19 protein-coding genes are annotated in these 24,835 nt (G+C 63.4%); 6 read left to right on the forward strand and 13 right to left on the reverse strand.

All coding sequences use genetic code 11. The features are described from left to right. Positions 1 to 41: 41 nt before the first annotated feature. The gene (locus ABEB25_RS08970; protein WP_345736047.1) at positions 42 to 512 is read right to left on the reverse strand and encodes an OsmC family protein; all 471 of its coding nucleotides are present in this window, start codon (positions 510 to 512) and stop codon (positions 42 to 44) included. Between the two features lie 220 nt (positions 513 to 732). Here ABEB25_RS08970 and ABEB25_RS08975 point away from each other — a divergent pair, with 220 nt between their 5' ends. Then, on the forward strand, positions 733 to 3,345 hold the full coding sequence (locus tag ABEB25_RS08975) for a M16 family metallopeptidase (protein ID WP_345736048.1): 2,613 nt from the start codon (positions 733 to 735) through the stop codon (positions 3,343 to 3,345). Positions 3,346 to 3,782: 437 nt separating this feature from the next. Further along, positions 3,783 to 5,498, forward strand: coding sequence for a DUF4407 domain-containing protein (locus tag ABEB25_RS08980; RefSeq protein ID WP_345736049.1), 1,716 nt, complete (start codon positions 3,783 to 3,785; stop codon positions 5,496 to 5,498). A gap of 708 nt (positions 5,499 to 6,206) precedes the next feature. Here ABEB25_RS08980 and ABEB25_RS08985 read toward each other — a convergent pair. From ABEB25_RS08985 to ABEB25_RS09000, 4 genes are all read right to left on the reverse strand, one after another. After that, complete coding sequence (locus ABEB25_RS08985) at positions 6,207 to 6,842, reverse strand: LON peptidase substrate-binding domain-containing protein (RefSeq protein WP_345736050.1); 636 nt, start codon at positions 6,840 to 6,842, stop codon at positions 6,207 to 6,209. Positions 6,843 to 6,978: 136 nt separating this feature from the next. After that, positions 6,979 to 8,112 carry a S1C family serine protease gene (locus ABEB25_RS08990; RefSeq protein WP_345736051.1) on the reverse strand — a complete coding sequence of 378 codons (1,134 nt, stop codon included), beginning with the start codon at positions 8,110 to 8,112 and terminating at the stop codon, positions 6,979 to 6,981. 29 nt (positions 8,113 to 8,141) lie between these two features. Beyond that, on the reverse strand, positions 8,142 to 8,609 hold the full coding sequence (locus ABEB25_RS08995; RefSeq protein WP_345736052.1) for a hypothetical protein: 468 nt from the start codon (positions 8,607 to 8,609) through the stop codon (positions 8,142 to 8,144). Beyond that, positions 8,606 to 9,187 (reverse strand): RNA polymerase sigma factor, encoded by a 582-nt coding sequence (locus ABEB25_RS09000; protein ID WP_345736053.1) that lies wholly within the window; start codon positions 9,185 to 9,187, stop codon positions 8,606 to 8,608. Before ABEB25_RS09000 ends, ABEB25_RS08995 begins: the two co-directional genes overlap by 4 nt. A gap of 65 nt (positions 9,188 to 9,252) precedes the next feature. Between ABEB25_RS09000 and ABEB25_RS09005 the strand changes: the two genes are divergently transcribed. After that, a complete protein-coding gene (locus ABEB25_RS09005) occupies positions 9,253 to 10,716 on the forward strand; it encodes an APC family permease (RefSeq protein WP_345736054.1) in 1,464 nt (487 codons plus the stop codon). Positions 10,717 to 10,804: 88 nt separating this feature from the next. Here the strand turns inward: ABEB25_RS09005 and ABEB25_RS09010 are convergent, their stop codons facing one another. The 5 genes from ABEB25_RS09010 to ABEB25_RS09030 all read right to left on the reverse strand — a co-directional run bounded on the left by ABEB25_RS09010 (position 10,805) and on the right by ABEB25_RS09030 (position 14,059). Then, positions 10,805 to 11,233 carry a hypothetical protein gene (locus ABEB25_RS09010; protein ID WP_345736055.1) on the reverse strand — a complete coding sequence of 143 codons (429 nt, stop codon included), beginning with the start codon at positions 11,231 to 11,233 and terminating at the stop codon, positions 10,805 to 10,807. 73 nt (positions 11,234 to 11,306) lie between these two features. Then, positions 11,307 to 11,660 (reverse strand): HIT domain-containing protein, encoded by a 354-nt coding sequence (locus ABEB25_RS09015; RefSeq protein WP_345736056.1) that lies wholly within the window; start codon positions 11,658 to 11,660, stop codon positions 11,307 to 11,309. Positions 11,661 to 11,714: 54 nt separating this feature from the next. Then, complete coding sequence (gene nrdR / locus ABEB25_RS09020; RefSeq protein ID WP_345736057.1) at positions 11,715 to 12,203, reverse strand: transcriptional regulator NrdR; 489 nt, start codon at positions 12,201 to 12,203, stop codon at positions 11,715 to 11,717. A gap of 54 nt (positions 12,204 to 12,257) precedes the next feature. Then, positions 12,258 to 13,034 (reverse strand): hypothetical protein, encoded by a 777-nt coding sequence (locus ABEB25_RS09025; protein WP_345736058.1) that lies wholly within the window; start codon positions 13,032 to 13,034, stop codon positions 12,258 to 12,260. A 56-nt stretch (positions 13,035 to 13,090) separates the two neighbouring features. Continuing rightward, positions 13,091 to 14,059 carry an FAD:protein FMN transferase gene (locus ABEB25_RS09030; RefSeq protein ID WP_345736059.1) on the reverse strand — a complete coding sequence of 323 codons (969 nt, stop codon included), beginning with the start codon at positions 14,057 to 14,059 and terminating at the stop codon, positions 13,091 to 13,093. Positions 14,060 to 14,141: 82 nt separating this feature from the next. Between ABEB25_RS09030 and ABEB25_RS09035 the strand changes: the two genes are divergently transcribed. Further along, positions 14,142 to 16,643, forward strand: coding sequence for a protein kinase domain-containing protein (locus ABEB25_RS09035; protein WP_345736060.1), 2,502 nt, complete (start codon positions 14,142 to 14,144; stop codon positions 16,641 to 16,643). Positions 16,644 to 16,726: 83 nt separating this feature from the next. Here the strand turns inward: ABEB25_RS09035 and serA are convergent, their stop codons facing one another. Continuing rightward, on the reverse strand, positions 16,727 to 18,388 hold the full coding sequence (serA, locus tag ABEB25_RS09040; RefSeq protein WP_345736061.1) for a phosphoglycerate dehydrogenase: 1,662 nt from the start codon (positions 18,386 to 18,388) through the stop codon (positions 16,727 to 16,729). Positions 18,389 to 18,831: 443 nt separating this feature from the next. On the opposite strand from serA, the gene ABEB25_RS09045 reads away from it, so the two are divergent. Continuing rightward, on the forward strand, positions 18,832 to 20,112 hold the full coding sequence (locus ABEB25_RS09045; RefSeq protein ID WP_345736062.1) for an MFS transporter: 1,281 nt from the start codon (positions 18,832 to 18,834) through the stop codon (positions 20,110 to 20,112). A 221-nt stretch (positions 20,113 to 20,333) separates the two neighbouring features. Continuing rightward, positions 20,334 to 21,161 (forward strand): hypothetical protein, encoded by an 828-nt coding sequence (locus tag ABEB25_RS09050; RefSeq protein ID WP_345736063.1) that lies wholly within the window; start codon positions 20,334 to 20,336, stop codon positions 21,159 to 21,161. Positions 21,162 to 21,302: 141 nt separating this feature from the next. On the opposite strand, the gene ABEB25_RS09055 is transcribed toward ABEB25_RS09050, so the two are convergent. Both ABEB25_RS09055 and ABEB25_RS09060 read right to left on the reverse strand, forming a co-directional pair. Further along, positions 21,303 to 22,487, reverse strand: coding sequence for a vanadium-dependent haloperoxidase (locus tag ABEB25_RS09055; protein ID WP_345736064.1), 1,185 nt, complete (start codon positions 22,485 to 22,487; stop codon positions 21,303 to 21,305). Positions 22,488 to 22,491: 4 nt separating this feature from the next. Beyond that, on the reverse strand, positions 22,492 to 24,831 hold the full coding sequence (locus ABEB25_RS09060; protein WP_345736065.1) for an Ig-like domain-containing protein: 2,340 nt from the start codon (positions 24,829 to 24,831) through the stop codon (positions 22,492 to 22,494). Positions 24,832 to 24,835: the final 4 nt, after the last annotated feature.

The following is a 24,835-nucleotide window of genomic DNA, read 5'->3' on the forward strand; positions in this document are numbered from 1 at the left end:
GATTCTTTTTCCACGAAAATACCGGGGGCAAATCTTCCAGGTTATGAAACGGGATGCGGTTCAATGATGACTTCGCTGCGGATGGAGGCGGCGATAAAGCAGCGGCGGTGAGCCTCATGATGCAGGTGCTGGACCTGGGCAGGGGTGGGCAGCACTTCGCCGCTCCAGGTCACCCGAGGCCGAATGGTGATGCGGCTGACCCAGGGGATACCAGCATCATTTTTGGTCATCACCCCCGCTGCCTCGTCCTCATAACTGTCGGCGATGAAGCCGGCATCCACCGCAGCATGCAGGAACCACAGCATGTGACAACTGGAGACGGAGGCGACGAAGGCCTCCTCTGGATCCACGCTGGCCGCATTGGACCAGGGGGCGGGCACAAGGCAGGGAGATGGGGAGGCCGGGACGACGGCACCGCCATCGAAGGCCCAGATGTGTTCGCGCGAATAGCATCGCTCAAGAAAATCCGGACCGCTGCGGGTCCAGCGAATGGTGGCTAGGTGGTGGGACATGGTGGGTGGTAGCGGCGGCAGAGATGGGTCGGTTTGCCGCTGAAAGTGCAATTCAGGATTCAAATCGCGAATCAGGATGAGAACGGTCTTGCCAGCCTTTCGTTGAACCAGCGGTCTAAAAAGCTGGTCGCAGGGGACACGCCCGCTCCCCCCCAGAGTCACTTTTGACAAGCCGCCTTGCCAGCGGGGCCGCCCGCGCCACTATGGCCTCTTTCCACCCATGCCTACCCGCCGTTCCCGCTCCGCCCCAGTCCGCAAATCCCCTGCCCCGGCCGCCCGTGGAGGAGCCGCGCTGACCGTCCCTGCCCTGAATGCCGAAGTGCGGACGCTGGACAACGGGTTGGACGTGATCGTGCGGGAAGACCACGACCACCCGCTGGTCAGCGTGCAGATCTGGGTCAAGGCAGGCAGCCTGCATGAGGAAAAGTGGACGGGTGCCGGCCTGGCCCACTGTGTGGAGCACATGCTCTTTAAAGGCACCTGGAAAAGAAGCGCCTCCCAGATCTCTCAGGGCATCCAGGAACTGGGCGGCTATGTGAATGCCTACACCACCTTCAACCGCACGGTGTACTGGATCGATGGCCTGGCGGAGCACACGGAAGGTTACCTGGAAATCCTGGCGGACATGGTGCGCCATTCGAAGATCGATGCGGGCGAACTGGAAAAGGAGCAGGACGTGATCCGCCGCGAGATGGCCATGGACAATGACGATGCGGGCTCCGTGGTGCAGCACCTGGTGCAGAGCACGGCCTTCCGCCAGCATCCGCTGAAGCACCCCATCATCGGCCACCGCGCGGTGTTTGACCAAGTCAGCCGGGACGATGTGGCGGGCTTCGTCAGCCGTCATTACGTGCCTAACAATTGTTTCGTCGTCATCGCGGGCGCGGTGAATGCTGAGGAGACCTTTGCCGCTGTGCAACGTTTGTTAGGCGACTGGGCACGCCGCCCGTATGAGCCCGTACTGCTGCCGCAGGAGGCCCCGCAACGTGGCCGCCGCGAAGGGCGGAAGAACTTTGACACCGAGCTCACTCGCGTGGCCCTGGGCTGGCAGATCCCGGGCGAAAGCCACCCGGACAAGGCCGCGCTGGATGTGCTGGCTTTTCTGCTCGGCTCTGGCCGTAGCTCGCGCCTTTACCAGGAACTGCGTGAGAAACGCAGCGTGGCCCACTGGATCTGGGCCGGGGCCTGGGGTGCCCAAGAGTGCGGGCTGTTCAATGTCGAGGCTGAGTGCGATCCCAAGGATGCCGACGCCTGCCAGAAGGCCATGCTGGAAGTCATCGCCACCTTCCAAGCCAAGGGCCCTTCGGCAGCGGAACTGGCCAAGGCCGTCCGCGCGACCATCGGCGGACAAGTGCGCACGTTGGCCAGCACCAAGGGGCAGGCGGCCTCGCTCGCCGGCAGTTGGCTGGCCACAGGCAGCCTGGACCAGGCGCAGCATTACCTGGCCAGCATCCGTGCCCTCACCCCCGCTGCCGTGCGCGACATCGCCCGGCAATACCTGACGGCGGTTTCTTCCAGCGTGGCCATCGTGGGTCCGGATGTGGAGGCTGTTTCCAGCAGCAGCAGCCAGGCTTCTGAAAAAGGCGGCCTGCAGCGCTTCGTGCTGCCCAATGGGCTGACGCTGCTGGTGGGGGAAAATCCGCGCCTGCCGCTCGTCTCGATCCGCACCAGCTTCCTCGCAGGTGTACCAGCGGAGACTGCCGCCAATGGCGGGGCGACCCAAGTTTCCGCCGCCCTTTTGCTGAAGGGAACCAAGACCCGGAAAGTGGCTGAGATCGCCGCCGAACTGGAAAATCTGGGTGGCTCCCTGCAATGCACAGCGGATGCCCACCGCTACCTCATCGGCGCGGATGTCATGCGCGGGGATGAGGCCTGCGGCCTGAACCTGATCGCGGATCTCCTCCAAAACGCCACCCTGCCCGCCGCCCAGCTCAAGGAAGTGCAGAAGCGCCAGATCGCCTCCATCCAGGAAGAGAAGGAAGATCCGCTGACGGTGGCCATGCGCCATGCACGCAAAGAGATCTTTGCCGGCACCCCCTTTGCCCGCACAGCCTTGGGGACGGAAGAATCGGTGAAGGCGCTGACGGTGGAGACCTGCCGCGACATGCTTTCCCGCTCCCTCACCGGCGGCAATGGCGTCGTTTCCATCCAGGGCGATGTGAAGGCGGCAGACGTGCGCAAGCTGGTGGAGAAAACACTGGGCAAGCTGAAAAAAGGCAGTCGCCATTACGAGGCGCGAAGCGAGCACAGCACGGAGACCAAGGTCAAACCCGGCCAGCATGAACTGCGCATGGACAAGGAGCAGGCGATCATCGTCATCGGCTTCCGCACCGTGGGTCTGCACCATGCCGACAGCCTGGCGCTGTCACTCATTGACGAAGCCTGCAGCGATATGGGCAGCCGCCTTTTCAACCGCATCCGCGAAGAATTGGGCCTGGCCTACTACGTGGGTGCCCAGCACTTCTCCGCCCTAGGAGCAGGGGCCTTCTATTTCTATGTGGGCACCAGCCCGGAAAAAGCGGCGCTGGCCCAGCAGGAAATCCTGGTGCAGATCGCCGATCTGACCAAGAACGGACTGACCCAGGAAGAAATCCAGCGTTCCAAAACGACCTGGAGATCCGGCTGGCTGCGCGCCCAGCAAGGCAATGCCAGCCTGGCCGATGCCTATGGCTGGAGCGAGCTGAACGGCCTGGGCTACGAGCATTTCCGCCAGTTGCCGGACCGCGTGGCTGCCCTCACGGACAAGGACATCCGCCGCGTGGCCAAGACCTACTTTGGCCGCACCCAGGCCCACATCGTCACCGTGATGCCGGAGGAAAAAGCGACCGCGTAGCTGCCCGCGCCAGCGGGTGGTTTGGGCGAGGGCTTTCACGCTTTCGACATTCCCAAACCCCCACGTCCTGGCGGACGCAGCTACTGTAGCTGCCCGCGCCAGCGGGTGGTCTGGGCGAGGATTCTCCCGCTATCGACACCCCCAAACCCCACGTCCTGGCGGACGCGGCTACATTGTAGCTGCCCGCGCCAGCGGGTGGTCTGGGCGAGGGTTCTCACGCTATCGACGCCCCCAAACCCCACGTCCTTGCGGACGCGGCTACATCGTAGCTGCCCGCGCCAGCGGGTGGTCTGGGGCGAGGATTCTCACGCTTTCGACACTCCAAAACCCCACGTCCTGGCGGACGCGGCTACGGGGGCTTTGGGCTGCCTTGTAGCTGCATTTGACTTCGGGTGGTTTGCCCGCACTTTCTCGTCTGGGCAACCGCCCCTTTTCCCATGTCTTTTCTTGACCGTCTGGAACGTGTCTTCTTCTGGCTCTCTGGAGCCTCCTCCGACCACCTCGATACCTGCCCGGCCTGGGAGCGACGAAAGTATGTGGCATTTGGGGCCACGGTGCTGGTGCCATGCACCTTTGCCACCATCGCCTGCGCCTATGCGCTGTCCACGTTGACAAACAATTGGTTCGTCATCGTGGCGGTGTCGCTGGTCTGGGCGTTCATCATCCTGACGGTTGACCGCGCCCTGCTGGCCACCTATCGCGCGTATCAGAACATCTTCCGCAAGCTGGCTCAGTTCAGCCTGCGCATCGTGGTGGCGGCGCTCATGGGCATCACCATTTCGCATCCACTGACGCTTCTGCTCTTTCGGGACACCATTACCTCCGTGGTGGAAAAGGAACGGCAGCAGGAGATCGAGGCGGCACGCAAGCAGGCCGCCGATCAGAAGGCGCTCGTCGAGGCACGTGTGAAGCCGCTGGAAGAACAGATCGTCAAACAGCGCGAGGCCTGGAATGCGAGCTTCACGGCAGCCTTTCTCGATGAAAATGGCAAGCCAGTGGAGAAGCCGCTGACGGACGACGAGAAGAAGGCCAAGGCCGAACGTGATGCCAAAATCGCCGAGGCTGTGGCCCCCGGCAAACTGCGCCTGGAAGCTCTGGACACAGAGATGGCCAAGCTGAGCACGGACTACCAAAAGATCGCCGCCGAGCTGAACCAGTGGCAGACGGATTTCGAGCGTGAGGTCAATGGCCAGCGCAGCGGCATCGTGGGCCTGGGACCGCGCGCCAAGAGCATCCAGGAAGACCAGCTCACCTGGCGGCGGGCGGAGTCCGCGCGACTGAGCGGCCTGCTGGACACGCTGACGAAAAACCGCGTGGCCCTGGTGGCGGAGATCAAGGCGGCGGAAGACGGCGTGAATGCGGCGCTGGATGCCAAGGCGACTGAAGAGGCCGCGAAGCTGAAGGCCGAGGAGAACCGCATTGCCGGCCTGCGCCAGCAGGTGCAGCAGCAGCAGGCGGATGCCTTTGTGGGCCAGCAGAACTCCATACGCGAGACGCTGAAGGCGCAGATTGATACTTTGTTAGGCCAGCTCAATGCCCTGCATCTGGAGATCGCCCAATTGGCCAAGGATGAGGAGGCCCGCATTGCCGGCATTCGTGCCGAGCCGCGTCGCGACATCCTGACGCAGACGCTGGCGCTGCATAACCTGTTTGAAAACGGGGCCGAAGGCGGGCGCTTTGCCTTCATCGCTTACATGGTCCTTTCCGCGCTGTTCATGCTGGTGGACACGATTCCCCTGGTGGTGAAGTTTTTCTCCAAGGCAGGGCCTTATGACTCTCTGGTGGACTGCGACGAGGTGAAGTATGACCGCGAGCGCATGGCCTTCCTGAAGAGCTTTGACCGCTACATGAAACAACTGGTGGAGAGCCCGTTTTTGCACATCACCCAAAACCGCCCGCTGGAACGTGCTCTTATTGAAGGGGTGGACCGTAGCCGGGCCGCGAAGGCTTTCCTGGAGCACCTCATGGACCTGGAGCAGGCGTTTCAGGAAAAGGTGCGCCTGGAGCGCGAACGCATGGCCACCGGTGGTGTGGCAGGCAAGGCCGAGATGCTGGAAGAGATGGCCGCGACCTTCTATGCCGACTTGCGCCAACGCATGGAATCCTTCTTCCGTGATGATGGCCGCCGCACGCCGGTAACAGGACGCGCCTGAGCCCGAACGAGCGAGCGATGGCTACTGAAACGCGGGCCGGATGGACTTGGAGGGCAAGTGTCATTCCAACCTGAAGTTTAATTTGGTGGAATCGCTACCACCCGCCCCTCACCTAGCCTCTCCCTGAGGGAGAGGGACCGTCGGTTGGTCTGCTGTATTGAAAACCAAAAGACGTCTCCCCTTTTCTCTCTGAGATGCGAAGCGAAAGGGCTGGAGTGAAGAATCGAGGTGATTTTTGCCTGTCGAACTCGACCTCTTACCTCGTCAGGTCGGTATCATTTGTCAGCTCGCGAGCTTGGCCAAACTATCTGGCTCAGGCATGATATGGCCCCAAAGCCCTTCAGTGTCTTCCCTCTCAAAGTAGCCCGCACAGTCCCCTGTGCGGAAAGCAATGCCGATAGCGGGAAGATGATCGAACCCGTGAAGGCGATGATGCAGCCTTGCCCGATCTTGGGTGCTTGGAAAAGGGAATCTTGGCTGGGCTTCGAGGTTGCTCTCCGCACAGGGACTGTGCGGGCTACCAGGGTCATCCATCTCAGCGGTATCAATGCCGATAGCGGGAAGATGATCGAACCCGTGAAGTCGAGGATGCCGCCTTGCCCGATCTTGGGTGCTTGAAAAAGGGAATCTTGGCTGGGCTTCGAGGCTGCTCTCCGCACAGGGACTGTGCGGGCTACTTCTTGGCCGCCATGTCAGCATACTTTCCGCTCAGGCATCTTCCTGCACACGCTCCAGCTCGGAGAGCAGGATGTCGTAGCGTTTTTCCAGGCAGGGCTCCATCAGCAGGCTGCGCTGGGTGGTGCTGCGGCGGACGAAGTGGTAGGAGAGGATGTCGCAGACGAGTTCCGGGCACTCGATTTTATGCAAGGCGGCGCGCAGGTTGCGCATGGAGTCGCCAGCGCAGGAGGCAGCATCGGGGAGGAGATCCAGGGAGCGATCCTTTAGCTCGTTGATATAAGCGGATTCTGTCTCGATGATGGTTTCCAGAGGCTGGACATTGGCAATGACAAAGGGCTTTTCCTGCTGCCAACTATTGAGCTGGATGCGGCGCACCCCCTGGAGCATGACATGGGAAGTGCCGTCCTCCTGCTTCTTGCAGGCACGGATGAGTCCGGCGGTGCTGACGGGCAGGAGATCGTAACCACCGCTGTCATTTTTCACCCGGGTGCCGATGCAAAACATGCGATCTGTCTTCAGCGCGTGGGCCAACATGAGGCGGTATCTCTCCTCAAAAATAAAGAGCGGCAGGAGGCAGCCAGGGAAGAGGTAACAGTCCCCCAGCACCATGACCGGCATGGTGTCCGGCAGGGGAAAGGAGCAATGTGACTGGCTTGAGGAATCCATAGGGCAGCTTGAGATGCGTGAGAGTTACGCATCAAAGGGCTGATTGGAGCAAACAGTCTTGCACAGAAATTCACATGGAGCCGGGACCGTGGTCTAGGCTCCATGCAAAAGTAGTGACCTTGCTTATTTGAAGGGCTCAGATATCTCCGTCGGGGCGAGGTCCATCGCCTCCGGGGCGCGGTGTGCTGCTGCGGGAATCGGGGCCGCGTGGGCCGTCCGGACCTTTATCGTTGCCCTGGATTTCTTCCAGAAGACGCAGTTTTTCCTGGAGGGGTTCCGGGATGCTGCGGCGCTCTTCCGCATTGCTGATGGTCCAGCTCTGCTCCTGCCCGTCCTTCGGCTTGGCGGTGAAGACGGTGCGGTCTCGGTCGCGGCGCAGGCTGTAGATGCCGCTGTCATCGCTGCGGGTCACATTGGCGGTTTCGCGGCGTTCATGCACCTCCGTGTGGCGGTCGCCATCGCTGCGGCCACGGGTCCCGCGTTCGCCATCCCGTGAGGAGTTGCCGCCATCGCGGCGATCCGAATCCCGGCGGCCGGGGCCGTTCCAGGCCGGTGGCTGAGGGCGATTTCCCTGGCCGCCTTCATGGCTCCATTCCCGCATGCGCTCCTGGTATTCGCGCATCTGGTTCTGGTAACGCTCCATGGACTCGCGCATTTCGCTCATCATTTCCGGGCTGCCACGTTCGCCGCCAAAGAAGCTGCCGCCGAAGGAGGGGAAGAATCCGTCTCCACGCCGGGGTTCATCGCGGCGGGTGGGCATCAGGCGCTCGTCCACAGTGACGGTGACCTGTTTTTCCACACCGCCGGAGATGACAGTGAGGGGCACGGCATCGCCCTTCTTTTTGCTGCGCACGAGGGTCTGTAATTGCTCCATGTTGACGAGCTTTTGATCCTCAAAGCGGATGAGGATGTCATCCACCTTCAGGCCTGCAGTTTTGGCCGGGGTTTCAGGCATCACTTCTTCGACGAGTAGGCCGAAGCCCTCCGCCAGGCCGAAGTGGGAGCGCAGCTCGCGCGGCACATTGCCGGTCAGAACGCCGATGAAGGGGGTGGGCTTCTCCTCCGCCATGGGGGCACCCCGCCCGCGTCCTGGCTCAGGCGGGGAGGGGCGGCGGGAGGGCGGAGCCTCCTCGGGTGCTTTCGGGGCTGGAGGGGCGGATTCCGGCGCAGGTGGCGGTGCTGGGGAGGACGGGGCCTGGGCATGCAGCGGCGCATTCAGCAGGGCCAGCAGTCCGGCCATGGCGGTGAGGGCGGCGTAGGTAGGTTTCATGGTGGGGGTGGGTTTTGAGTTTTTGGGAATTATTGAAAGGAGACGGGCAGCACCACGCTGTCTTCGCGCGGCCTTTCCACGGTGATGTGGGCGCCGTCGCGGGGGTCAATCCAGGCATGGCGCTCTAGGGAGACGAGCTTCACGTGCTGCTCCGGCAGGAGGGAATCGGCGTTGTATTGGATGCCCTCATTTTCAGCGCCCACGACTTCGCGGATGGTGCTCACGGGCATCACCGTGGGGGATGAAACGACGGCGTAAGAAGGCTGGGCGGGCGAGGCCCCGGTACCGGGCAGGCTGCTCATCACCAGCACGGCGGCGGCCGCGCCGAGCGAGGACCACAGGACGGGGGTAAACCACGTCTGCCGCCGGGTTTTCGGGGGCGTGTGCATCCATTGGTGGTCGAGTTCCAGTTCATGCTCCACCTGGCGGGTGAGTGCGGCGGAGGGGCCGCGCGGCTGCAGGCCGGAGAGCAGGGATTCTAGGTCATGTTCGTTCATGTCAGGGCCTCCTGGGTGGGGTTAAAGGGGAAGACATTGGAGATTTGAGGAGCGGCGGGCTGGATCACCAGCTCTTCTCGCCGGGGGGCCAGGCGTTTTTGCAGGGCCTGGAGGGCATAGCGGTAGCGGCCGGAGACGGTGTTGATGGATTCCCCTGTGGTCTGGGCGATCTCGGCAAAGGTGAGGCCGCCCCAGAGCTTCAGGGAGACGACTTCGCGCTGGTCTTCAGGCAGGGTTTGCAGGGCCTCCTGGACGATGGCGGCGGTCTCGCGCTGTTCCGGGCTGGTGTCAAAGACGGGCGCATCGCCCATGGGCAGGGCCACCTCGGAGGCGGACTCGCGCTTCGCCCGGCGGGTGTCGCTGCGGCGCTGATCCAGGGCGATGGTGCGCACGGCGGCATACAGCAGGGGGATGTGCTCGGCATCACCCTCCGGAAACCGGCGCCACCAGCGCACAAAGGCCATCTGCACCACGTCCTCCGCATCGGCCCGGGAAGGGCAGAGCTGGACAGCGTAGAGCAGCAGCTTCGGCGCGACTTGGTCGAAGCAGTGTTTCCAGGCGGTGGTGGCGGCTTCCATGAGAGGGCAGGTTTCCAGGGGCTTAACGTCACCCCTCATCCTTTTTGTGTGCTGAAGGGGTCTTTTTGCTGAATGACGCCGCCGACTGGCCGCCGGGCCTGCTTTTCCCCTTCCCCCTTGGGCCGGAATCCGCTACCCAGGTGGGTATGGCAGAAGAGACCCCCGATTCATCGCACCACACCGAGCTGAAACAGACCATCGGCGGCTGGCAGATTCTCTTTTACGGCCTCGGCTCCATGCTCGGTGCGGGCATCTATGCCCTGATCGGTCGCGCGGCGGAGACGCTGGGCAATGCGGTGTGGCTGGCGTTTTTGATGGCCATGCTGGCCGCCCTGCTCACCGGCCTTTCTTATGCCTGCGTGGGCAGCCGCTATGCGCGGGCGGGCGGGGCGGCGTATGTGACCCAGCGCTCGCTGCGCAAACCGTGGCTCAGCTACGTGGTCGGCATCGCCGTGATGATGAGCGGCCTCACCAGCATGGCCACAGGCTCCCAGGCCATCGCGGAAAATCTGGCCAAGGCGCTGAACATGGAACTGCCGATCAAACTCGTGGCCATCGCCCTGGTCTTTCTCATCGGCTGCATCATTTATCGCGGCCTGCGGGAGAGCATGTGGGCCAACATCGTCTGCACCGTGGTGGAGGCTTCCGGGTTGATCTTCATCATTGCTGTCGGGGCCCGCTACTGGGGTGGGGTGGACTACTTTGAAACGGCGAATGACACCGTGGCCGCAGGTGGGTCCGGCTCAGGCATCACGCTGGCGCTGGTCATGCAGGGGGCCGTGCTCACCTTTTATTCGTTCATCGGGTTTGAGGACATTCTCAACGTCAGCGAGGAGGTGAAAAACCCGCGCCGCAATGTGCCCTTCGGCCTCGTGGGGGCGATGATCCTGGCGACGCTGATCTACATGGCCGTGGCCATCACGGCGGTCTCGGTGGTGCCTTGGCGAGAACTGGCGGCCAGCAATACGCCGCTGATGGAGGTGGCCCACCGCGCGGCTCCGTGGTTTCATGGCATTGACGGCGTGTATGTGGCCATCACCATCTTCGCCATCGGCAATACGGCCCTGCTGAATTACATCATGGGCTCGCGCCTGCTGTATGGCATGAGCAAGCAGGGCCTGCTGCCCGCGCTGCTTTCCCGCGTGCACCCCGTGCGCCGCTCCCCTCATGTGGCGATTGCGGTGCTGTTCTTCATCGTCAGTGCGCTCATTCTCAGCGGGGGAGTGAAGCAGCTCGCCGAAGCCACCGTTCTGCTACTGTTGACGGTTTTCACGGTGGTGAACATCTCTCTGGTGGTGCTGAAACTGCGCCCCGGCGAGGAGAAGGGCGGCTTTGAGATCCCCATCTTCATCCCAGCCCTTGGGGCCTTCGTCTGCGCGGCCCTCATCTTTGTGCGGCTGCAATCGGCCTTCACCACGGGCGGTGGGGGCGGACGCACCGCGCCCATCATCGCCCTGGCCATCATCGCCACCAGCCTGTTGTTGTACCGTCTGCTGAAACCGAAGAACGTGGTGATCCAGGACGCTTAATACCCCGGCGACAGTGTGGGGAGAAGGCCTGAGTCTAACCAACGATGCTTCTCCGAACAATACCTCCAGCCTGCGCTTCTGAGGCGGCTCAGTAGAGCAGGAGATTGATCTCGGAATCGGTGAGCAGCGAGGTGTCGTGGACAGCGAGGAGATCGCCAACCTGCTCGAGGTTTTTCCACTCGGTTTCGAATTCAGGGACCAAGGGGAAGTCGGTTTCCGCAGCGGCAGCTTCGGTGACCGTCGCAGGGGCCTGGGCCATCTGAGGCGCGGTATCCGCAGGCTGATGGAAAAGGCTGGCGGTGGCGAGCACCACGGCGGCGGCGGCAGCCCAGGTGAGGCCTGCGCGGGCGCTGCCCTGCTCCTGCCACCAAGCTTTCAGCCCGGCCAACCAGCCACGCTCCTGCGGGGTCTGGCGGGCGAGACGGACGACGTTTTGCGTGAAATTGGGACGCGGCTCGACCGGCTTGGCCTGGCCAAGCACTTTCCACAGTGGGTCGTTGGGGGTGAGCGGTTCCATAAAGTTGACGTCGGCTAAAACATCGCTCCGGGGCGAAAGTTGCGCCTACGGAAAAAGTTTTTCGCGGGAATCTTCAGCCGGGAGGCCAGGCGAGGTCGCGACCGGCCAGCAGGTGAACATGGAGGTGGGGCACCGTTTCACCAGCATCCTGGCCATGATTGATCACCAGGCGGAAGCCCTGGCTGCGGTCCTTGATGCCGAGTTTGTCGGCGATTTTCCCGGCGGCCAGCAGCAGCGCGCCCAGGGTGGCCTGATCTTCGGCCGTGGCCTCGCCCACGCGGGGAATGAGCTTTTTCGGCACGATGAGGATGTGGATGGGGGCCTGCGGGGCGATGTCGTTGAAGGCGGCGACGAGGTCGTCCTCATAGACCAGCGGCGCAGGGATCTCGCGATCCACAATCTTTTGGAAGATGGTTTTTTCAGACATGGGAAAAAGGAGGGCCAAAGCTGCTGGCAGAGCGGGCGCGGAGGCCCGGGCCGGTCAGTGGAAAAGCTCTTCCTGGGTGGTATCGCGCACGCGCCGGGTGCCCAGGGATTTGATCTCGTCGATAAACTCGCCCACGTCCTCGAACTGGCGGTAAACGGAGGCGTAACGGACATAGGCCACGTGGTCGATGGCCTCCAGGCGGCGCATGACCTTGGCCCCGATGACGGTGGAAGGGATCTCGCGGTAGCCTTCCTCTTCCAGCTCATTGGCGATGTCGTCCACCAATTGCTCGAGCTGCTCCATCTTCACGGGGCGTTTTTCGCAGGCTTTGCGCAGGCCGGACATCAGCTTTTCGCGGTCGAAGCTCTGGCGTGCGCCGTTGCGTTTCACCACGCGCAGTTCCTCGCGCTCCACGATCTCGTAGGTGGTGAAGCGGTAATTGCACTTCATGCACTCACGCCGACGGCGGATGGAATGGCCCTCGCGTGCCTCGCGTGAGTCAATGACCTTGTCTTGGGAGCTACCACATTTAGGACAGCGCATGGTGGGCGGGTAAGGTGCCACCTGGCTACCGGATTGGCAAGAGCGGCCTTGGGGTCAGCCTAACTTTCGGCATGACGAGCAAATTTCGTCGCCGGCATCGTTCACGCGGAAGTTCAGGGTGGGATCGTCCACCTCGGTCTTGCCGCAGACCTTGCACTGGTGGAAAAAGGCGGCGCCGGAGGTAGCGGCCTGCTCAAACTGGGCGCGGCGGCTGGCCACCTTGGCCGAATGGAAGCGGCCCCGGATGAAGCTGGGGCCAAAGGCGATGGCGTAGTTCAGCAGGGCAAAGAAGATGGGGATGAACAGCCCCGGAGCGCCGATGGCCGAGAGCAGCAGAGAGGCGGCGGCAAAGAGGGCCACCCACTTGATTTTCACCGGGATGACAAAAAACAACAGGATCTCCTCATTCGGGTAGATGGAGGCAAAGGCAAAGAGGGCGGCGAAGTAGAGCCAGATGGAGCCTGCCTCGTAGGGGAAAATCATCGCCCCGAGGGAGAGGGACACCATGCCGCCGATGACGTACAGATTCACCCGGAAGGCCCCCCAGGCCTCGTCGAGGCCACGGCCCACCCACATCATGAACAGGGCACCGATGAGGGCAAAGAGGGGCTCGCGACTGGGAATGAAGGCGTAGGTGAACAGGCGCCATACCTGGCCTTCCAGCACGAGTTCCGGCCGCAGACTCAGCATTTCCACATAGGGCAGCAGGGCCTCCTTGGACAGGAACATGGAAATCACCAGCGAAACGAGCTGCAGGATGGCGATGGCCTGGATGATGCCCGGGATGGCGAAGCGGCCGAAACGGGATTCGAGAGAGTCAATCAATGGCATGGAGGTAGAGCATACGCCTAGCACCGTCCCTGGCGAACGCGAAGACGGATTTCCTTTTACGGCTCCTCCAGCCAGATCACTCGCAGGCCCAGCCTTTGCGCCACGGCGCGGCCCCTTTCCGGGCCCAGGACCATGAGGGCCGTGGCATAACCATCCGCCAGGGAGCAACTGGGATGGATGACAGAGACGGAGACCAGCCGGTGCGCGATGGGCTGCCCGGTGCGGGGATCCAGGAGGTGGCTGTAGCTGCGCCCATCCCTTTCAAACCGGTGCCGGTAGCTGCCACTGGTGGCGATGCAGGTGTCCTTCAGCGGCAGGGTTTCCAGGCTTTCGCCCCTTTCGCCATCAGGGGCCTGCACACCCACCCGCCAGGGCTGCCCATCGGGTGCATGCCCCTGGGCCAAAACCTCGCCGCCGACTTCGAGGAGGAAGTTTTCCAGCCCCCGGCCTTGGAGCAAGGTGCGTAGGCGGTCCATCGCATACCCCTCGGTCACAGCGGCGACATTCACCTGCACCTGCGGCTGGTGCTTTTTGAGCTGCGGCGGCTGCGTCTGCACCTCAAGCTTGTCCCAGCCGGTGTGGCTCAGGGCCTCGCGGATTTCGGCCTCGGTGGGCAGGGCGGCCAGGGGCGTGTGACGAGTGAAGCCCCACAGGGCCACCAGCGGGGCCACGGTGACATCCAGCGCCCCGTCGGTTTCCAGGGAGATGCGCCGGGCCAGGGCCACCGTCTCCGCCAGGGAGGCGGGCACCGCTTGCCAGTCGGTGCCGGGATTTTGGTTCCAGCGGCTGAGGTCTGAATCCGGCTGCCAGTGGGAGAGTTCGTTTTCCAGCCGCTGAAGCTCCTGGCGGATGAGGACGGCGATCTCCTGGGCACGGGCCTCGGGGATGGGATCGGCGATCTGTAGGCTCCAGGTGCTGCCCATGGTGGCCCCGTGGAGCTGGGTCGGCGGCCTCCCCCCACACCCGGCCAGCAGGAGGCAGCCGACAGCGGCCAGACGGGCCAGGCAGGTGAAAAAAACGTTCATAGGGCGGCGGTCTGCGTTTATGATTGGAGCGAAAGCAGGGGCCTTTGCAAGATGAGGTCCTTCATCCGCGCATCTTTACCCCATGTCTGACCCGCGTCCCCAGAACCCCAGACTCCAGCCTTCCGCCGGCTACTTTGATGTGGCGCTGGGTGTGGATGAGGAGGCCGACCTGCTGCCGCAGGATGCGCCCGGAATGGTCATCGGCGGGCGTTACGTGCTGAAGTCCATCCTCGGCGTAGGCGGCACCGGCCATGTCTGGCGGGCGGAGCAGACGCAGCCTGTGCAGCGGGAGGTGGCGGTGAAAATCATCGGCGCAGGGCTGGTCACCGGGCCGGTGGTGACGCGATTCAACCGCGAGTGCCAGGTGCTGGCGCGGCTGGAGCACCCAAACATCGCCGCGATTTTTGACGCGGGCGAGCTGGCCGATGGACGCCCCTACTTTGTCATGGAGATCGTCTCCGGGCAGCCCATCACCCAATGGTGTGCCGAGCACCAGATCCCCGTGAAAGGGCGGGTGGAGATCTTTTTGCAAGCCTGCCTGGCCGTGCAGCACGCGCATCACAAAGGCATCCTCCACCGCGACCTGAAACCCTCCAATGTCATGGTGACCGAGGTGAACGGCAAACCGGTGGTGAAGGTCATCGATTTTGGCATCGCCAAGGCCCTGGCCGGGGATCTGGATGCTGGGCCGGATGTCACTGTGCGCGGCATGGTGCTGGGCACCCCGCGCTACATGAGCCCAGAACAGGCCGGGCTGACCGGGCAGGATGTGGATACCCGCAGCGATGTGTATGCCCTGGGCGTGCTGCTGTATGAGCTCCTCACCGGCAGCACCCCGGTGACGGAGGGCGAAGAAAAGCACACCTCCCTTTCGGACCTCCTGCAGCGCGTGCGCCACACGGAGACCGAGCTGCCCAGTCGCCGCCTCCTGCACCGGGCCCCCCAAGCGCAGAGGCTGGCCCGCGAACTGTGTGGTGAGTTGGACTGGATCCTCCTTCGCGCCCTGCAAAAGGACCGCGAGCAGCGCTACCCCACCGCCATCGCCCTGGCCGAGGAATTGCAGCGCCACCTCCGGCAGGAGCCCGTGCTGGCCGGGCCACCCAGCACCACCTACCGGGTGAAAAAATGGATCGTCCGCCACCGTCACGCCGCCCTCAGCACCGCCGCCGTTTTCGGCGCCCTCAGCGCCGGGGTGGCCACCACCTGGTGGGCGCTGGACCTGGCCGAAATGCAACGCCAGGAGGCTGCCCGCCAAAAGGCCAGCGCCATGAACGAAGCCCACCTGGCCCAGCAAGTGAGCAGCCAGCTCAGCGATCTGCTGGGCGGTGCTCGCAAGCATGTGGAGGCGGGCATGAACACCCAGATCCTGCGCAATCTGGCCGATGAGGTGGCCGCTGGGATGCCCCGGTTTGCCACTTTGCCGAAGACCGCCGCCCCGCTGGCCAAGCAGCTCGCCGAACTCTACACCACCCTGCAAGAGCCCGCCCGTGCCCTGCCCTGGTATCGCCGCCATTGGGAACTTCTGAAAGAAACCGACGGCCCCCAGGCCAAAACCACGCTGGATGCCCTCTACACCCTGGGTTGGCGCAGCATTTCCAGCAATCAAAATGCCGCCGCCGTGGTCTTTCTGGAGCAGGCCATGCAGGGCTACCAGACCCACCCGGAACCCGCCCACCGCTGGATGGCCAATTACGCCCGCAAGGAGCTGGCCCGTGCCCTTTCCCGCCTGGGGCGGCATGAGCAAGCCCTGAAGGCCATGACCCTGGCCCTCCAGCAGCAGAACCCAAACAAACCGGCCCAAGTCGCCACCTGGCTGCAAGAATATGCAGACATCCTCAGGGCCGCGAACAAGGATGAAGAGGCCGCCACCGTCCTGCACCGCGCCCTGGCCCTGCTGCCGGAGGACGAGGCACACGCCAGCCAGCGCACCAACACCCTGCACGCCCTGGCCACCACCAGTCGTCTGCGGGAGCACTACGACGAGGCTCTGGCCGCCTCGGCAGAGCGCGTCGCCATTGTGGAAAGGACGCAGGGCAGCTCCCATCCCCAGCTCATCCACGCCCTCATCAGCCACGCCACCTTAGCCTGCAAATGCCCCGGTTGCCCTGGGGGCGAAGCCGCCGCCCGCCGCGCCCTGGCCCTCGCCCAGGCCGCCGGACATGAGTCCCTGCTGGCCGATGCCTGGATCACCCTCAGCGAAACCCTGCGCATGAGTGAACGCTACGCCGAATCTGAACAGGCCGTGCGCGATGGCATCGCCGCCGTCAACCGCACCCACGCAGAGCGCTGGCGTGTGCTGGAATTGCACCGCCGCCTGGGCGATCTGCTGACCTCCCGCAGCGAATTCAAGGAAGCCCTGAAGGAGTATCAAACCGCCGCTGCCGACTGGTTCAACGCACCCACCGTAGGCCGTGCCCGAGAAAAGGAGGAGCTCATCTTTGGCAGCTTCATCAAGTTCTGGGAACGTGCCGCCAAGGCGGCCTCCCCCCTCGCCGATGCGCAGCAACTGGAAGAGTGGCGCCGCAAATACGCCGCCTGGAAGGCCGAACGGACACCCCCTGCTACCATCACCGGGCTGCCTTAGTCCCTCGGAAGATAGGCGGTCTAACCAACAATAAAAAAGGCCGACGATTGCTCGTCGGCCTTGATGGGGAATCAATCGGTCGATCAGACCACCACGCAATGCACGCGGCTGATGCCTTCGATGGACTCCAGCTCGCTGATGACGGTCTGGCTCGGGGTAGAGTCCAGGGTCAGGAGGGTCAGCGCGGTGCCGCCTTCCTTGTTCCGGCTCAGGGACATGTCGGCGATGTTGATCTTGTGCTTGCCCAGGATGGTGGAGTAGGCGGCGATCATGCCAGGGCGGTCCTGGTTTTCGATGAGCAGCAGGGTGCCTTCCGGACGGGTTTCGATGTGGCGGCCATTGACCTTCACGATGCGAGGCTCCCCGGCGAAGAAAGTACCAGCAATGCTGGCGGTCTCCGTGCCATTGCTGGCCTGGACTTCGATGAGGTCGGTGAATTCGCTGGCATCCGGCACGCGGCTTTCGGTGGTGCGTAGGCCCAGGCCTTCCGCCACGCCATTGGCGTTGATGTAGTTCACCTGCTCAGCACCGACGGCGCGCTCCAGGAAGCCTTTCAGCACAGAACGGGAAATGAGGGTGGTGTCTCCGGTCCCCACTTTGCCGCTGTAGCTGATGCTGACGACGTTCGAGCGAGCAGGAGCGAATTGGGAAAGCAGGCGGCCGAGGAGCTCGCCAAACTTCAGGAACGGCCCCAGGTCGGCCAGGGTCTTCGGGTCCACGTTGGGCATGTTCACGGCATTCACGACGGTGCCCTGCAGCAGGTGCGCCTTGATGACTTCGGCGATCTCGATGCCGACGTTTTCCTGGGCCTCTTCGGTGGAGGCACCGAGGTGGGGGGTGAAGACGGTGTTCGGGGCCTTCAGCAGCGGGTAGTCAGCAGGCGGTGGCTCCACCTCAAAGACGTCCAGCGCAGCTCCGGAGATGGTGCCATCCGTGAGGGCGGCAGCCAGCGCGGCGTCGTCGATCAGGCCGCCACGGGCGCAGTTGATGATGCGGCAGCTTTTCTTCAGCGAGGCCAGGCGCTTCGCATTGATCATGTGCTTCGTCTCCGGCGTCAGCGGCATGTGCATGGTGATGTAGTCTGCCTGCACGATGGCGGCATCCAGGTCTTCACACAGCTCCACGCCCAGGCTTTCGGCGCGGTTTTTGGAAAGGTAAGGGTCATAGGCCACCACGCGCATGCCAAAGGCCTTGGCGCGTTTGGCGAATTCTGCGCCGATGCGGCCCATGCCGAGGACGACGAGCGTCTTGCCATAGACTTCAGTGCCCTGGAAGCTCTTGCGGTCCCACTTGCCGCTGACGATGGTCGCGTGCGCCTGGGGCGTCTTGCGGGAAAGGGCCATCATGAGGGTGAAGGCCTGCTCGGCTGTGGAAATGGTGTTGCCGCCTGGGGTGTTCATCACCACCACGCCGCGCTTGCTGGCGACGGGGACGTCGATGTTATCCACACCCACCCCGGCGCGACCGACCACCTTCAGGAGGGGGGCGGCATCCAGCACCTTGGCGGTCACTTTGGCACCGCTGCGGACGATGATCGCGTGGGCATCGCGGGAGGCTTCCACCATGGCGTCTTCCGCCTTCAGGTCCATGTTCACCTCGACGGAAAAGGACGGCTCCGCTTTGAGGAGATCGATGCCTTTGCTCGAAATGGGGTCGTTGTTACCGGCGATGAGAATCTTGAACTGCTGGGCCATAGGGGCGCGCAGAGTAGGCGGCTTTGCCACCGTCGCAAGTGGCAGGTGCATCTCTCGCAGGAAACCGGGGGCGACCAGGGAGCATCGAAAGCGTGAGAGCCTTCGCACCAGACCACCCGCTGGCGCGGGCAGCTACAGTAGCTGAGTCCGCCAGGACGTGGGGTTTGGGGGTGTCGATAGCGGGTGAACCCTCGCCCCAGACCACCCGCTGGCGCGGGCAGCTACAGTAGCCGCGTCCGCCAGGACGTGGGGTTTGGGGAGTCTCGAAAGCGTGAGCCCCCTCGCCCAGACCACCCGCTGGCGCGGGCAGCTACATTGTAGCCGCGTCCGCCAGGACGTGGGGTTTTGGGGGTGTCGATAGCGTGAGAGCCCTCGCCTCAGACCACCCGCTGGCGCGGGCAGCTACGACCCAAAGAGACTCGCATACCAGAAGCGGGCACTTTCGGCAGCATAGTCCCTTGCAATGCGGCACGGCCCTTGCCCGTAAAGGATAGATGGCAGAAGCACCCACCAAGGTCAGGCACTCCATCCTCGCTGTCACCACGCTGGCGGCGTTCCTGATGTATCTGGACCGCATGTGCATGTCGGAAATCGTCAAGACGACGACTTTTCGCTCCGAATTTGCCCTGACGGATGAGCAGCTTTCCTGGGTGCTGAGCGCCTTTTTTTGGGCCTACGCCCTGGGCCAGGTGCCCGCTGGGTGGCTGAGCGACCGCTTTGGCATCCGCCCGTTGATGACGGTCTTCATCGTCCTGTGGTCCGCCTTCACCGCCCTCACCGGCTTTGCCACGGGGCTGTGGTCCCTGCTGTTCACCCGCATGGGCTGTGGCCTGGCGGAGGCGGGGGCCTACCCGGCCAGCAGCAGCCTGCTGCGCAAATGGGCCGCGTGGGGGAACCGAGGCGTGGCCAGCAGCATTGTCTCCCTGGGGGGCCGCCTGGGGGGGGCCGCCGCCCCGGCCCTGACCGTGGTGGTCATCGCCGCGCTGGGGAACTGGCGCTGGGCGGGCTGGCTCTACGGGGCTGCCGGACTGCTCTTTGCCTGGGCTTTCTGGCGCATCTACCGCGAAAGCCCGGAGCAGCACCCGCACTGCAATGAGGCCGAACGCGCCCTGCTGGCCGAGGGCCGCCCCGTGGATGCCGGGGCCGCGCAGACCTATCGCTTCCCTTGGCACGCTATGCTGCGCAGCCGCAACCTGTGGTTCATGTGCGGCATGCAGTTCTGGACGAATGTGGGCTGGGCCTTCCTGGCCACCTGGATGCCCCGCTACCTGAAGGAGACGCTGAAACTCAGCGATGCCGCCAGTGGCAATCTCTCCACTGTCTCCCTCATCATCGGCCTGGGCGGCATGATCTTTGGCGGTGTCTTTGCGGATGCCTGCGTGCGGCGGCTGGGGCTGAAGCGAGGCCGCCTCCTGCCCCTGGCAGGCACCCGTTTCCTGGCCGCCATCATGTTTGTCCTGGCCATCCAGACCACCAATCCCTGGCTGCTCGTCCCGGCCCTGGGGCTGGTCGCCTTTTTCACCGATGCCGGGCTGCCCGCCGTCTGGGCCACGATGCAGGACCTCGGCGGGCGCTACACGGCCCCGGTCTTTGGCTGGGCCAACATGTGGGGCAACATCGGTGCGGCGCTCTCCCCGGTCTTCATCGCCCTGATCAATAAGCACCTGGATGCCAACCGCGACTGGCACGAGGCCCTCTACTTCTGCGCCGCCGCCTTCGTCATCTCCGGCCTGCACGCCACCCGCATCCGGGCGGACCAGCCCATCTCCGCGTAACCCTTCTCCCCAGCCGGTTCGTTTGGCAAAAGCCCCCTGCCCTGCCTCATTCGCCCCTTGGCCTTCATCGCCTGATGAAACGCGTGAAACGCCCGAAACGTTTGCATCGCCAAACATCATTTCCCACTTTGGGGCATTGTTGGCCAAACTTTTTTTGGCACTTAGGCCTTTCACCCCCGGTCCGCCCTTGCGCGCGGGAAAGGCACCCCTTAGTTTCTCCCATGACGACCTTTGATCTGGATCCTGCGGCCCTCCTGAAGGTCGCCGCCCAGGTGGCCTGCGAGTATGGGTGCGAAGTCCGCGTTTCCAGGAGGGGAGCCTTCTCCGTCCGCCCCCTCGCCGCACGCCCCACCTCCACCGATCGTGTGCGCAGGCACCGCGAAAACAAGCGCCTGCTTTCCCAGGCCGAACCTGCTGTGGAAAGCCGCGCTGCTGAACAGTGTAAAACATCATCCAACACTGCCCAGCGGAATGAAACGCCTGAAACACTTCCGGAATCTGCGCCATCCTGCCCCTCTCTCCCTCCCTCTCCTCCTTCCCCCGTTCCCCCATCCTCCACACCCGCCCTCACACCCGTGCCTCCTCCCGCACGTACGAGCCGCCCCCAGGCGGCAAGGCGCCAGGAAACCGAAAACAACCTCCGCCTAGCCCAGGAAGTACCCCTGCCAGCGGCGCTGGACACCGCCGAATTCCGCACCCTCTGGGCCGACTGGTGCTGCCACCGCGCCGCCCTGGCACGGCTGAATCCGCAGAAGCAGTGGACCGCCCTCGCCGCCCGCAACACCCTGGCCGAATGCGCCCGCCACGGCCTCGCCACCGCCCTGGAGGCCATCCCCTGCGCCATCGCCAACGGCTGGCAGAGCCTCGTCTGGGAACGCCTCACCGCCCCGCGAAGCAGCGGAAGTGGAGGTGGATTCAACCGACCTCACAACGGCGGCAACGGCATCCCAGGCAGCGTGTTTTGCAACAAACCCCGCCCCCGAAACCAGGCCTACCTCGCCTCCGAGGCCACCCTGGGGCTCACGGCGGATCAGATCAGCAAGTTCTGACGTTCGCATGCTGCGCATCCACACACAGCACCGAACCATCGCCCAGGGTGACAAAGGGCCCCTGCGGCGACGGATCAAGTCAGAAACATAACCAACTCTACGGCAAAAAGGTGGCTTCTTATCGGGCCACTTTCGGCGGCTTTATTCATTGAAGGTCTTCAGCACCTTTTCGGCGATGCTGCGGCCCATCTTCAATCCTTCACGACCAGCGGCGGGGTAATGGATGCCGCCGTAGATGCGGCTCTGGGCGATTTCCTCCGCACAGGCCTGGAAGGAGGTGAAGCGACGGCGGGTGTCCTTCACGTCATCGCTCGAGGCTTCAAAGCTGATGTTCTCGCGGCCAAAGAAATGCTCCAGGATGGTGGCGGCGGCACCGCTGATGCCGGAGTGGCCACTAACGTATTCCGGATGCGGTGGTGTGCGCAGCAGCGGCTCCCAACTTTGATCGGCCACGGTGGCCTCGTTGCCGTCCTCATCCGCTCGGCGGATGGCGGTGACCGGACGCCAGAAGTTGTAGTGGTATTTCGTGTCCCAGATGGTGATGCAGGTATCGGCCAGGGCTAGATTCAGCGTGGCAAAGATGCGCGCGGTTTCCGCCACGTTTAGCTTTTGGGTCAACGACACTTCGCGGGCGATTTCATTCCAGTGACCGGGTGGGGAACTGGTGTAGCTGAAGTCGGCCCAGAACTTGGCGATGAGGGTCTGTTCCGCCGTGCGTTTGGTGCTCACCTTGCCGCCCAGCTCTTTGAGAAGGTTCACCTCTTCGGCGTAGGCGGCGCTGTCCAGGGCCGGGGGAGCAGCCGCACGGAACTCCGCGACATCGCCCACCATGAAGGGCTTTACCTTGCCCCAATGCGGGAACTCGGGCGGACGAAAATTGGGTGGGGTGCGCCGCCACTGGCCGGGTTTGTCGCTCGGCACATAATGAACGGTGGTCGCGCTGCCATCGTTTTCACGCTCCTTGAAAGTGCGCTGGACGGCCTCGGCCACGAGGCTGCGGCAAGCATCAGAAATGTCCCCTTCAGGTTTTTTCGCCTCCACCTGCTGCGCCATTTTTTCCTGGGAGGGGAAGAAGCGCAGGAAGACCGCCCGGGCCGCATGGTGCGCGGCCTGGCACTGCATGGCCTCATCCATCCCGGCCTTGATCGCGCCCTGCACCGCACGGTGGATGGCGAGGTGGAAGATGGGCAGATTGCGTGAGACCAGACATGGCGGCGGCGTCTCCTTCCTCACGGCCTGGAGGAAGACATAGTTCCAATCCTGGATGATCTCCGAAGCGTGTACGGAGGACACACAGAGGAAGATGGCTAACAAAAAGCGCTTCATCACATCAGTCTCCAAAGTTCGCCTGCAAGGTGGTGCCTTCTTTCATCAGGACGGTGATGCTCAGCGAGGAAGAAGTGACGCTACCGCTCCAGCCCAGGAAGCGCTTCTTCGCATTCGGCTTGGCACTCAGGGTGACCAGCTTGCCCACATCGCGCTCCGTGCTGCCTTCAAAGCCTTTCGTCACGGTGCCGGGTCCGCTAACGGTCACGGCCAGGGCGGTTTTCAGCGGAGTCCAGAACTGCGCGGTCACCACCTCGCTCTCATGGCCCACGGTGTCGGTGGCCTTCACATGCACGATGTAGAGGCCGCCTTCGCCATTGGGCACGGGGACAGGGAAGCTCCAGGCGGTGGTGCCCGTGGCGATGGCCGGGGCGGAGAGAACACCGTCATGCAAAACTTGGTAGGTCACGCTGGCGATGCCTTGCTTGTCCGCCGCCGTGCCGCTGATGGTCACGCTTTCCCCCGTCACGCTGGCGAGGGTCGCATTGGCTTTCGGCGAGACGATTTTCACCACCGGAAGGGGCGCGGTGCCGATGGGGCCGGAGACGGTGTTAGAAAGCATTTCGTTGGCGGCCAAGGAGACATCCCCACCATGCGTGCCCGCCAGGAAATAGCCGCCGAAGAGCTGCTGCTTTTGCAACACAGCCCCCTGATATTTGACACTCTTTTGAGTATCCGGATGGAAGAAGGCCCCGGACAACAGGCCCGTCGTCGCCACGGGCAGCACGGTGGGCCGCAGCGCATCTTGCAGGGGCACCAGGGCCTTGTTGCTGGCCAGGATGGTGGCGCGGTTTTCCACCGGGCTGAGAAGACCCCCTTCGCTGAAAAACAGCGAGGCATTGCTCCCCAGGTTTGCCAGCGGGATGAGCCGCTGATTGGCCACCGGTTTCACAAACAGACCGCCCACGGCATCCACCGTCGTCTCAAAGCCGGGCTTGAATTGCAGCGCCTTCGCATCCGCCGGGCGCAGCCACGTGAGCTGACCGTCTACATCACTGACGTTAGCGATGGGATCAAAGGTCATCTCACCCAGGATGACGCCCTTGGCCTTGTAAAGGGAGGCATAGAGCGGCCAACTGCCGTCCTTGGAGACGATGCTGGAGGCGGTGATCTTGGTGCCATCGGCCAAGTTCAGTGTGGAGCTCACCGTGCCTGCGGGGGCGACGGTGGCGGTGGCAAAGCCGGTACCACGCGGGGCGCCCTGGACCTGCGCATCTTCCGAGGCAGGCAGCAGGACGATGTAACTGCCGCGCTGGATGGCAGGCAGGGTCTTGGCATTCCAGACGAGGCGATCCGCCACAAACTCCGACTCGAAGGTGTTTCCGGTAAAGGCATTGTTCACGAAGGAACCATCGGCCACACGGCCATGGATTTGATCCACCTGCGCATCGCTGGAATGGGCCAGCACGACGGTGAGCGGCGTGATGCCTTTGCCCCGCACGATGGAAACAGTGGCATTGCCAGCGCCATCAAACTGCCCCTTGCTGGAAAGGGTCTTGCCCCCCATGAGCAGCTTCAGGGTGAAGGCCCCCTTCACCGTTGAGGTCATGCTGACGTAGCCTTCTTGATCGAAGTTGAACGCAGGCGCACGCACCAGGCCCGCGTAGGTGCCCAAAACGGGGCCGTCATAGGTGCCCACGTGGGTGACGATGATGGGGATGGTGCGGGTGGAGGATTGCAGACCGTTTTCATCATAGGCCACGGCACGGATCTCATAGGGGCCAGAGGTTTCGGGCTCCCAGAAGAACTTGAAGTTAGGCCCCTCCCCTTCCCCCAGCAGCACGCCGCCCACGTAATATTCCACGGAATTGATTCCGCCATCGGTGGCACTGGCGGTGGAAGTCAGCTCAATGCCCAGACGGCCATTTACCTTCTGCCCATCGCGCAGGCCGGTGAGCCGCACACGCGGCTGGATGCCTGCCGTCACTGCATTGCCACCCTGGCCCGCGACGATGAGATCGGTAAGCAGGATGGGATCATTGGAGACCACGCCATTCTTCGCCGTCAGCGGCACGGCAAAGAGCACGTTGCCGCCCAGTCCCTGGCTGTTGCGGTGATACACCACCACCCGCATGCGACCCGGCGAGATCTCAGCCGATTCCACCTTCACGCCCGCAGGCTGTAGCACTGCCTCGGCATCGCTGACGGTGTAGAGGGCAGCATTGAACTGCACATCGGCCTGAAGGGCCACCACGCTATCTGGCAGTGTGGAGGTGAGGGCGATGGGCACGCGGCTATTTTTGGCCCCGGCAGGTTCCGGCTCCAGGATGCCGACTGAGGTGGCGGCCTGAAGCCCCACAAAAGACGAGGCGATGACGCCGAGAAACAATAAGACAGATTTCATGACG

Origin of the sequence: Prosthecobacter algae, assembly GCF_039542385.1 — a bacterium.
GTDB classification, from domain to species: domain Bacteria; phylum Verrucomicrobiota; class Verrucomicrobiia; order Verrucomicrobiales; family Verrucomicrobiaceae; genus Prosthecobacter; species Prosthecobacter algae.

What these genes read in the sequence shown, in the direction of transcription:
- ABEB25_RS08970 (WP_345736047.1), bottom strand. Translation starts at nt 512, where the DNA reads ATGTCCCACCACCTAGCCACCATTCGCTGGACCCGCAGCGGTCCGGAT.
- ABEB25_RS08975 (WP_345736048.1), top strand. Translation starts at nt 733, where the DNA reads ATGCCTACCCGCCGTTCCCGCTCCGCCCCAGTCCGCAAATCCCCTGCC.
- ABEB25_RS08980 (WP_345736049.1), top strand. Translation starts at nt 3,783, where the DNA reads ATGTCTTTTCTTGACCGTCTGGAACGTGTCTTCTTCTGGCTCTCTGGA.
- ABEB25_RS08985 (WP_345736050.1), bottom strand. Translation starts at nt 6,842, where the DNA reads ATGGATTCCTCAAGCCAGTCACATTGCTCCTTTCCCCTGCCGGACACC.
- ABEB25_RS08990 (WP_345736051.1), bottom strand. Translation starts at nt 8,112, where the DNA reads ATGAAACCTACCTACGCCGCCCTCACCGCCATGGCCGGACTGCTGGCC.
- ABEB25_RS08995 (WP_345736052.1), bottom strand. Translation starts at nt 8,609, where the DNA reads ATGAACGAACATGACCTAGAATCCCTGCTCTCCGGCCTGCAGCCGCGC.
- ABEB25_RS09000 (WP_345736053.1), bottom strand. Translation starts at nt 9,187, where the DNA reads ATGGAAGCCGCCACCACCGCCTGGAAACACTGCTTCGACCAAGTCGCG.
- ABEB25_RS09010 (WP_345736055.1), bottom strand. Translation starts at nt 11,233, where the DNA reads ATGGAACCGCTCACCCCCAACGACCCACTGTGGAAAGTGCTTGGCCAG.
- ABEB25_RS09015 (WP_345736056.1), bottom strand. Translation starts at nt 11,660, where the DNA reads ATGTCTGAAAAAACCATCTTCCAAAAGATTGTGGATCGCGAGATCCCT.
- nrdR (WP_345736057.1), bottom strand. Translation starts at nt 12,203, where the DNA reads ATGCGCTGTCCTAAATGTGGTAGCTCCCAAGACAAGGTCATTGACTCA.
- ABEB25_RS09025 (WP_345736058.1), bottom strand. Translation starts at nt 13,034, where the DNA reads ATGCCATTGATTGACTCTCTCGAATCCCGTTTCGGCCGCTTCGCCATC.
- ABEB25_RS09030 (WP_345736059.1), bottom strand. Translation starts at nt 14,059, where the DNA reads ATGAACGTTTTTTTCACCTGCCTGGCCCGTCTGGCCGCTGTCGGCTGC.
- ABEB25_RS09035 (WP_345736060.1), top strand. Translation starts at nt 14,142, where the DNA reads ATGTCTGACCCGCGTCCCCAGAACCCCAGACTCCAGCCTTCCGCCGGC.
- serA (WP_345736061.1), bottom strand. Translation starts at nt 18,388, where the DNA reads ATGCACCTGCCACTTGCGACGGTGGCAAAGCCGCCTACTCTGCGCGCC.
- ABEB25_RS09045 (WP_345736062.1), top strand. Translation starts at nt 18,832, where the DNA reads ATGGCAGAAGCACCCACCAAGGTCAGGCACTCCATCCTCGCTGTCACC.
- ABEB25_RS09050 (WP_345736063.1), top strand. Translation starts at nt 20,334, where the DNA reads ATGACGACCTTTGATCTGGATCCTGCGGCCCTCCTGAAGGTCGCCGCC.
- ABEB25_RS09055 (WP_345736064.1), bottom strand. Translation starts at nt 22,487, where the DNA reads ATGAAGCGCTTTTTGTTAGCCATCTTCCTCTGTGTGTCCTCCGTACAC.
- ABEB25_RS09060 (WP_345736065.1), bottom strand. Translation starts at nt 24,831, where the DNA reads ATGAAATCTGTCTTATTGTTTCTCGGCGTCATCGCCTCGTCTTTTGTG.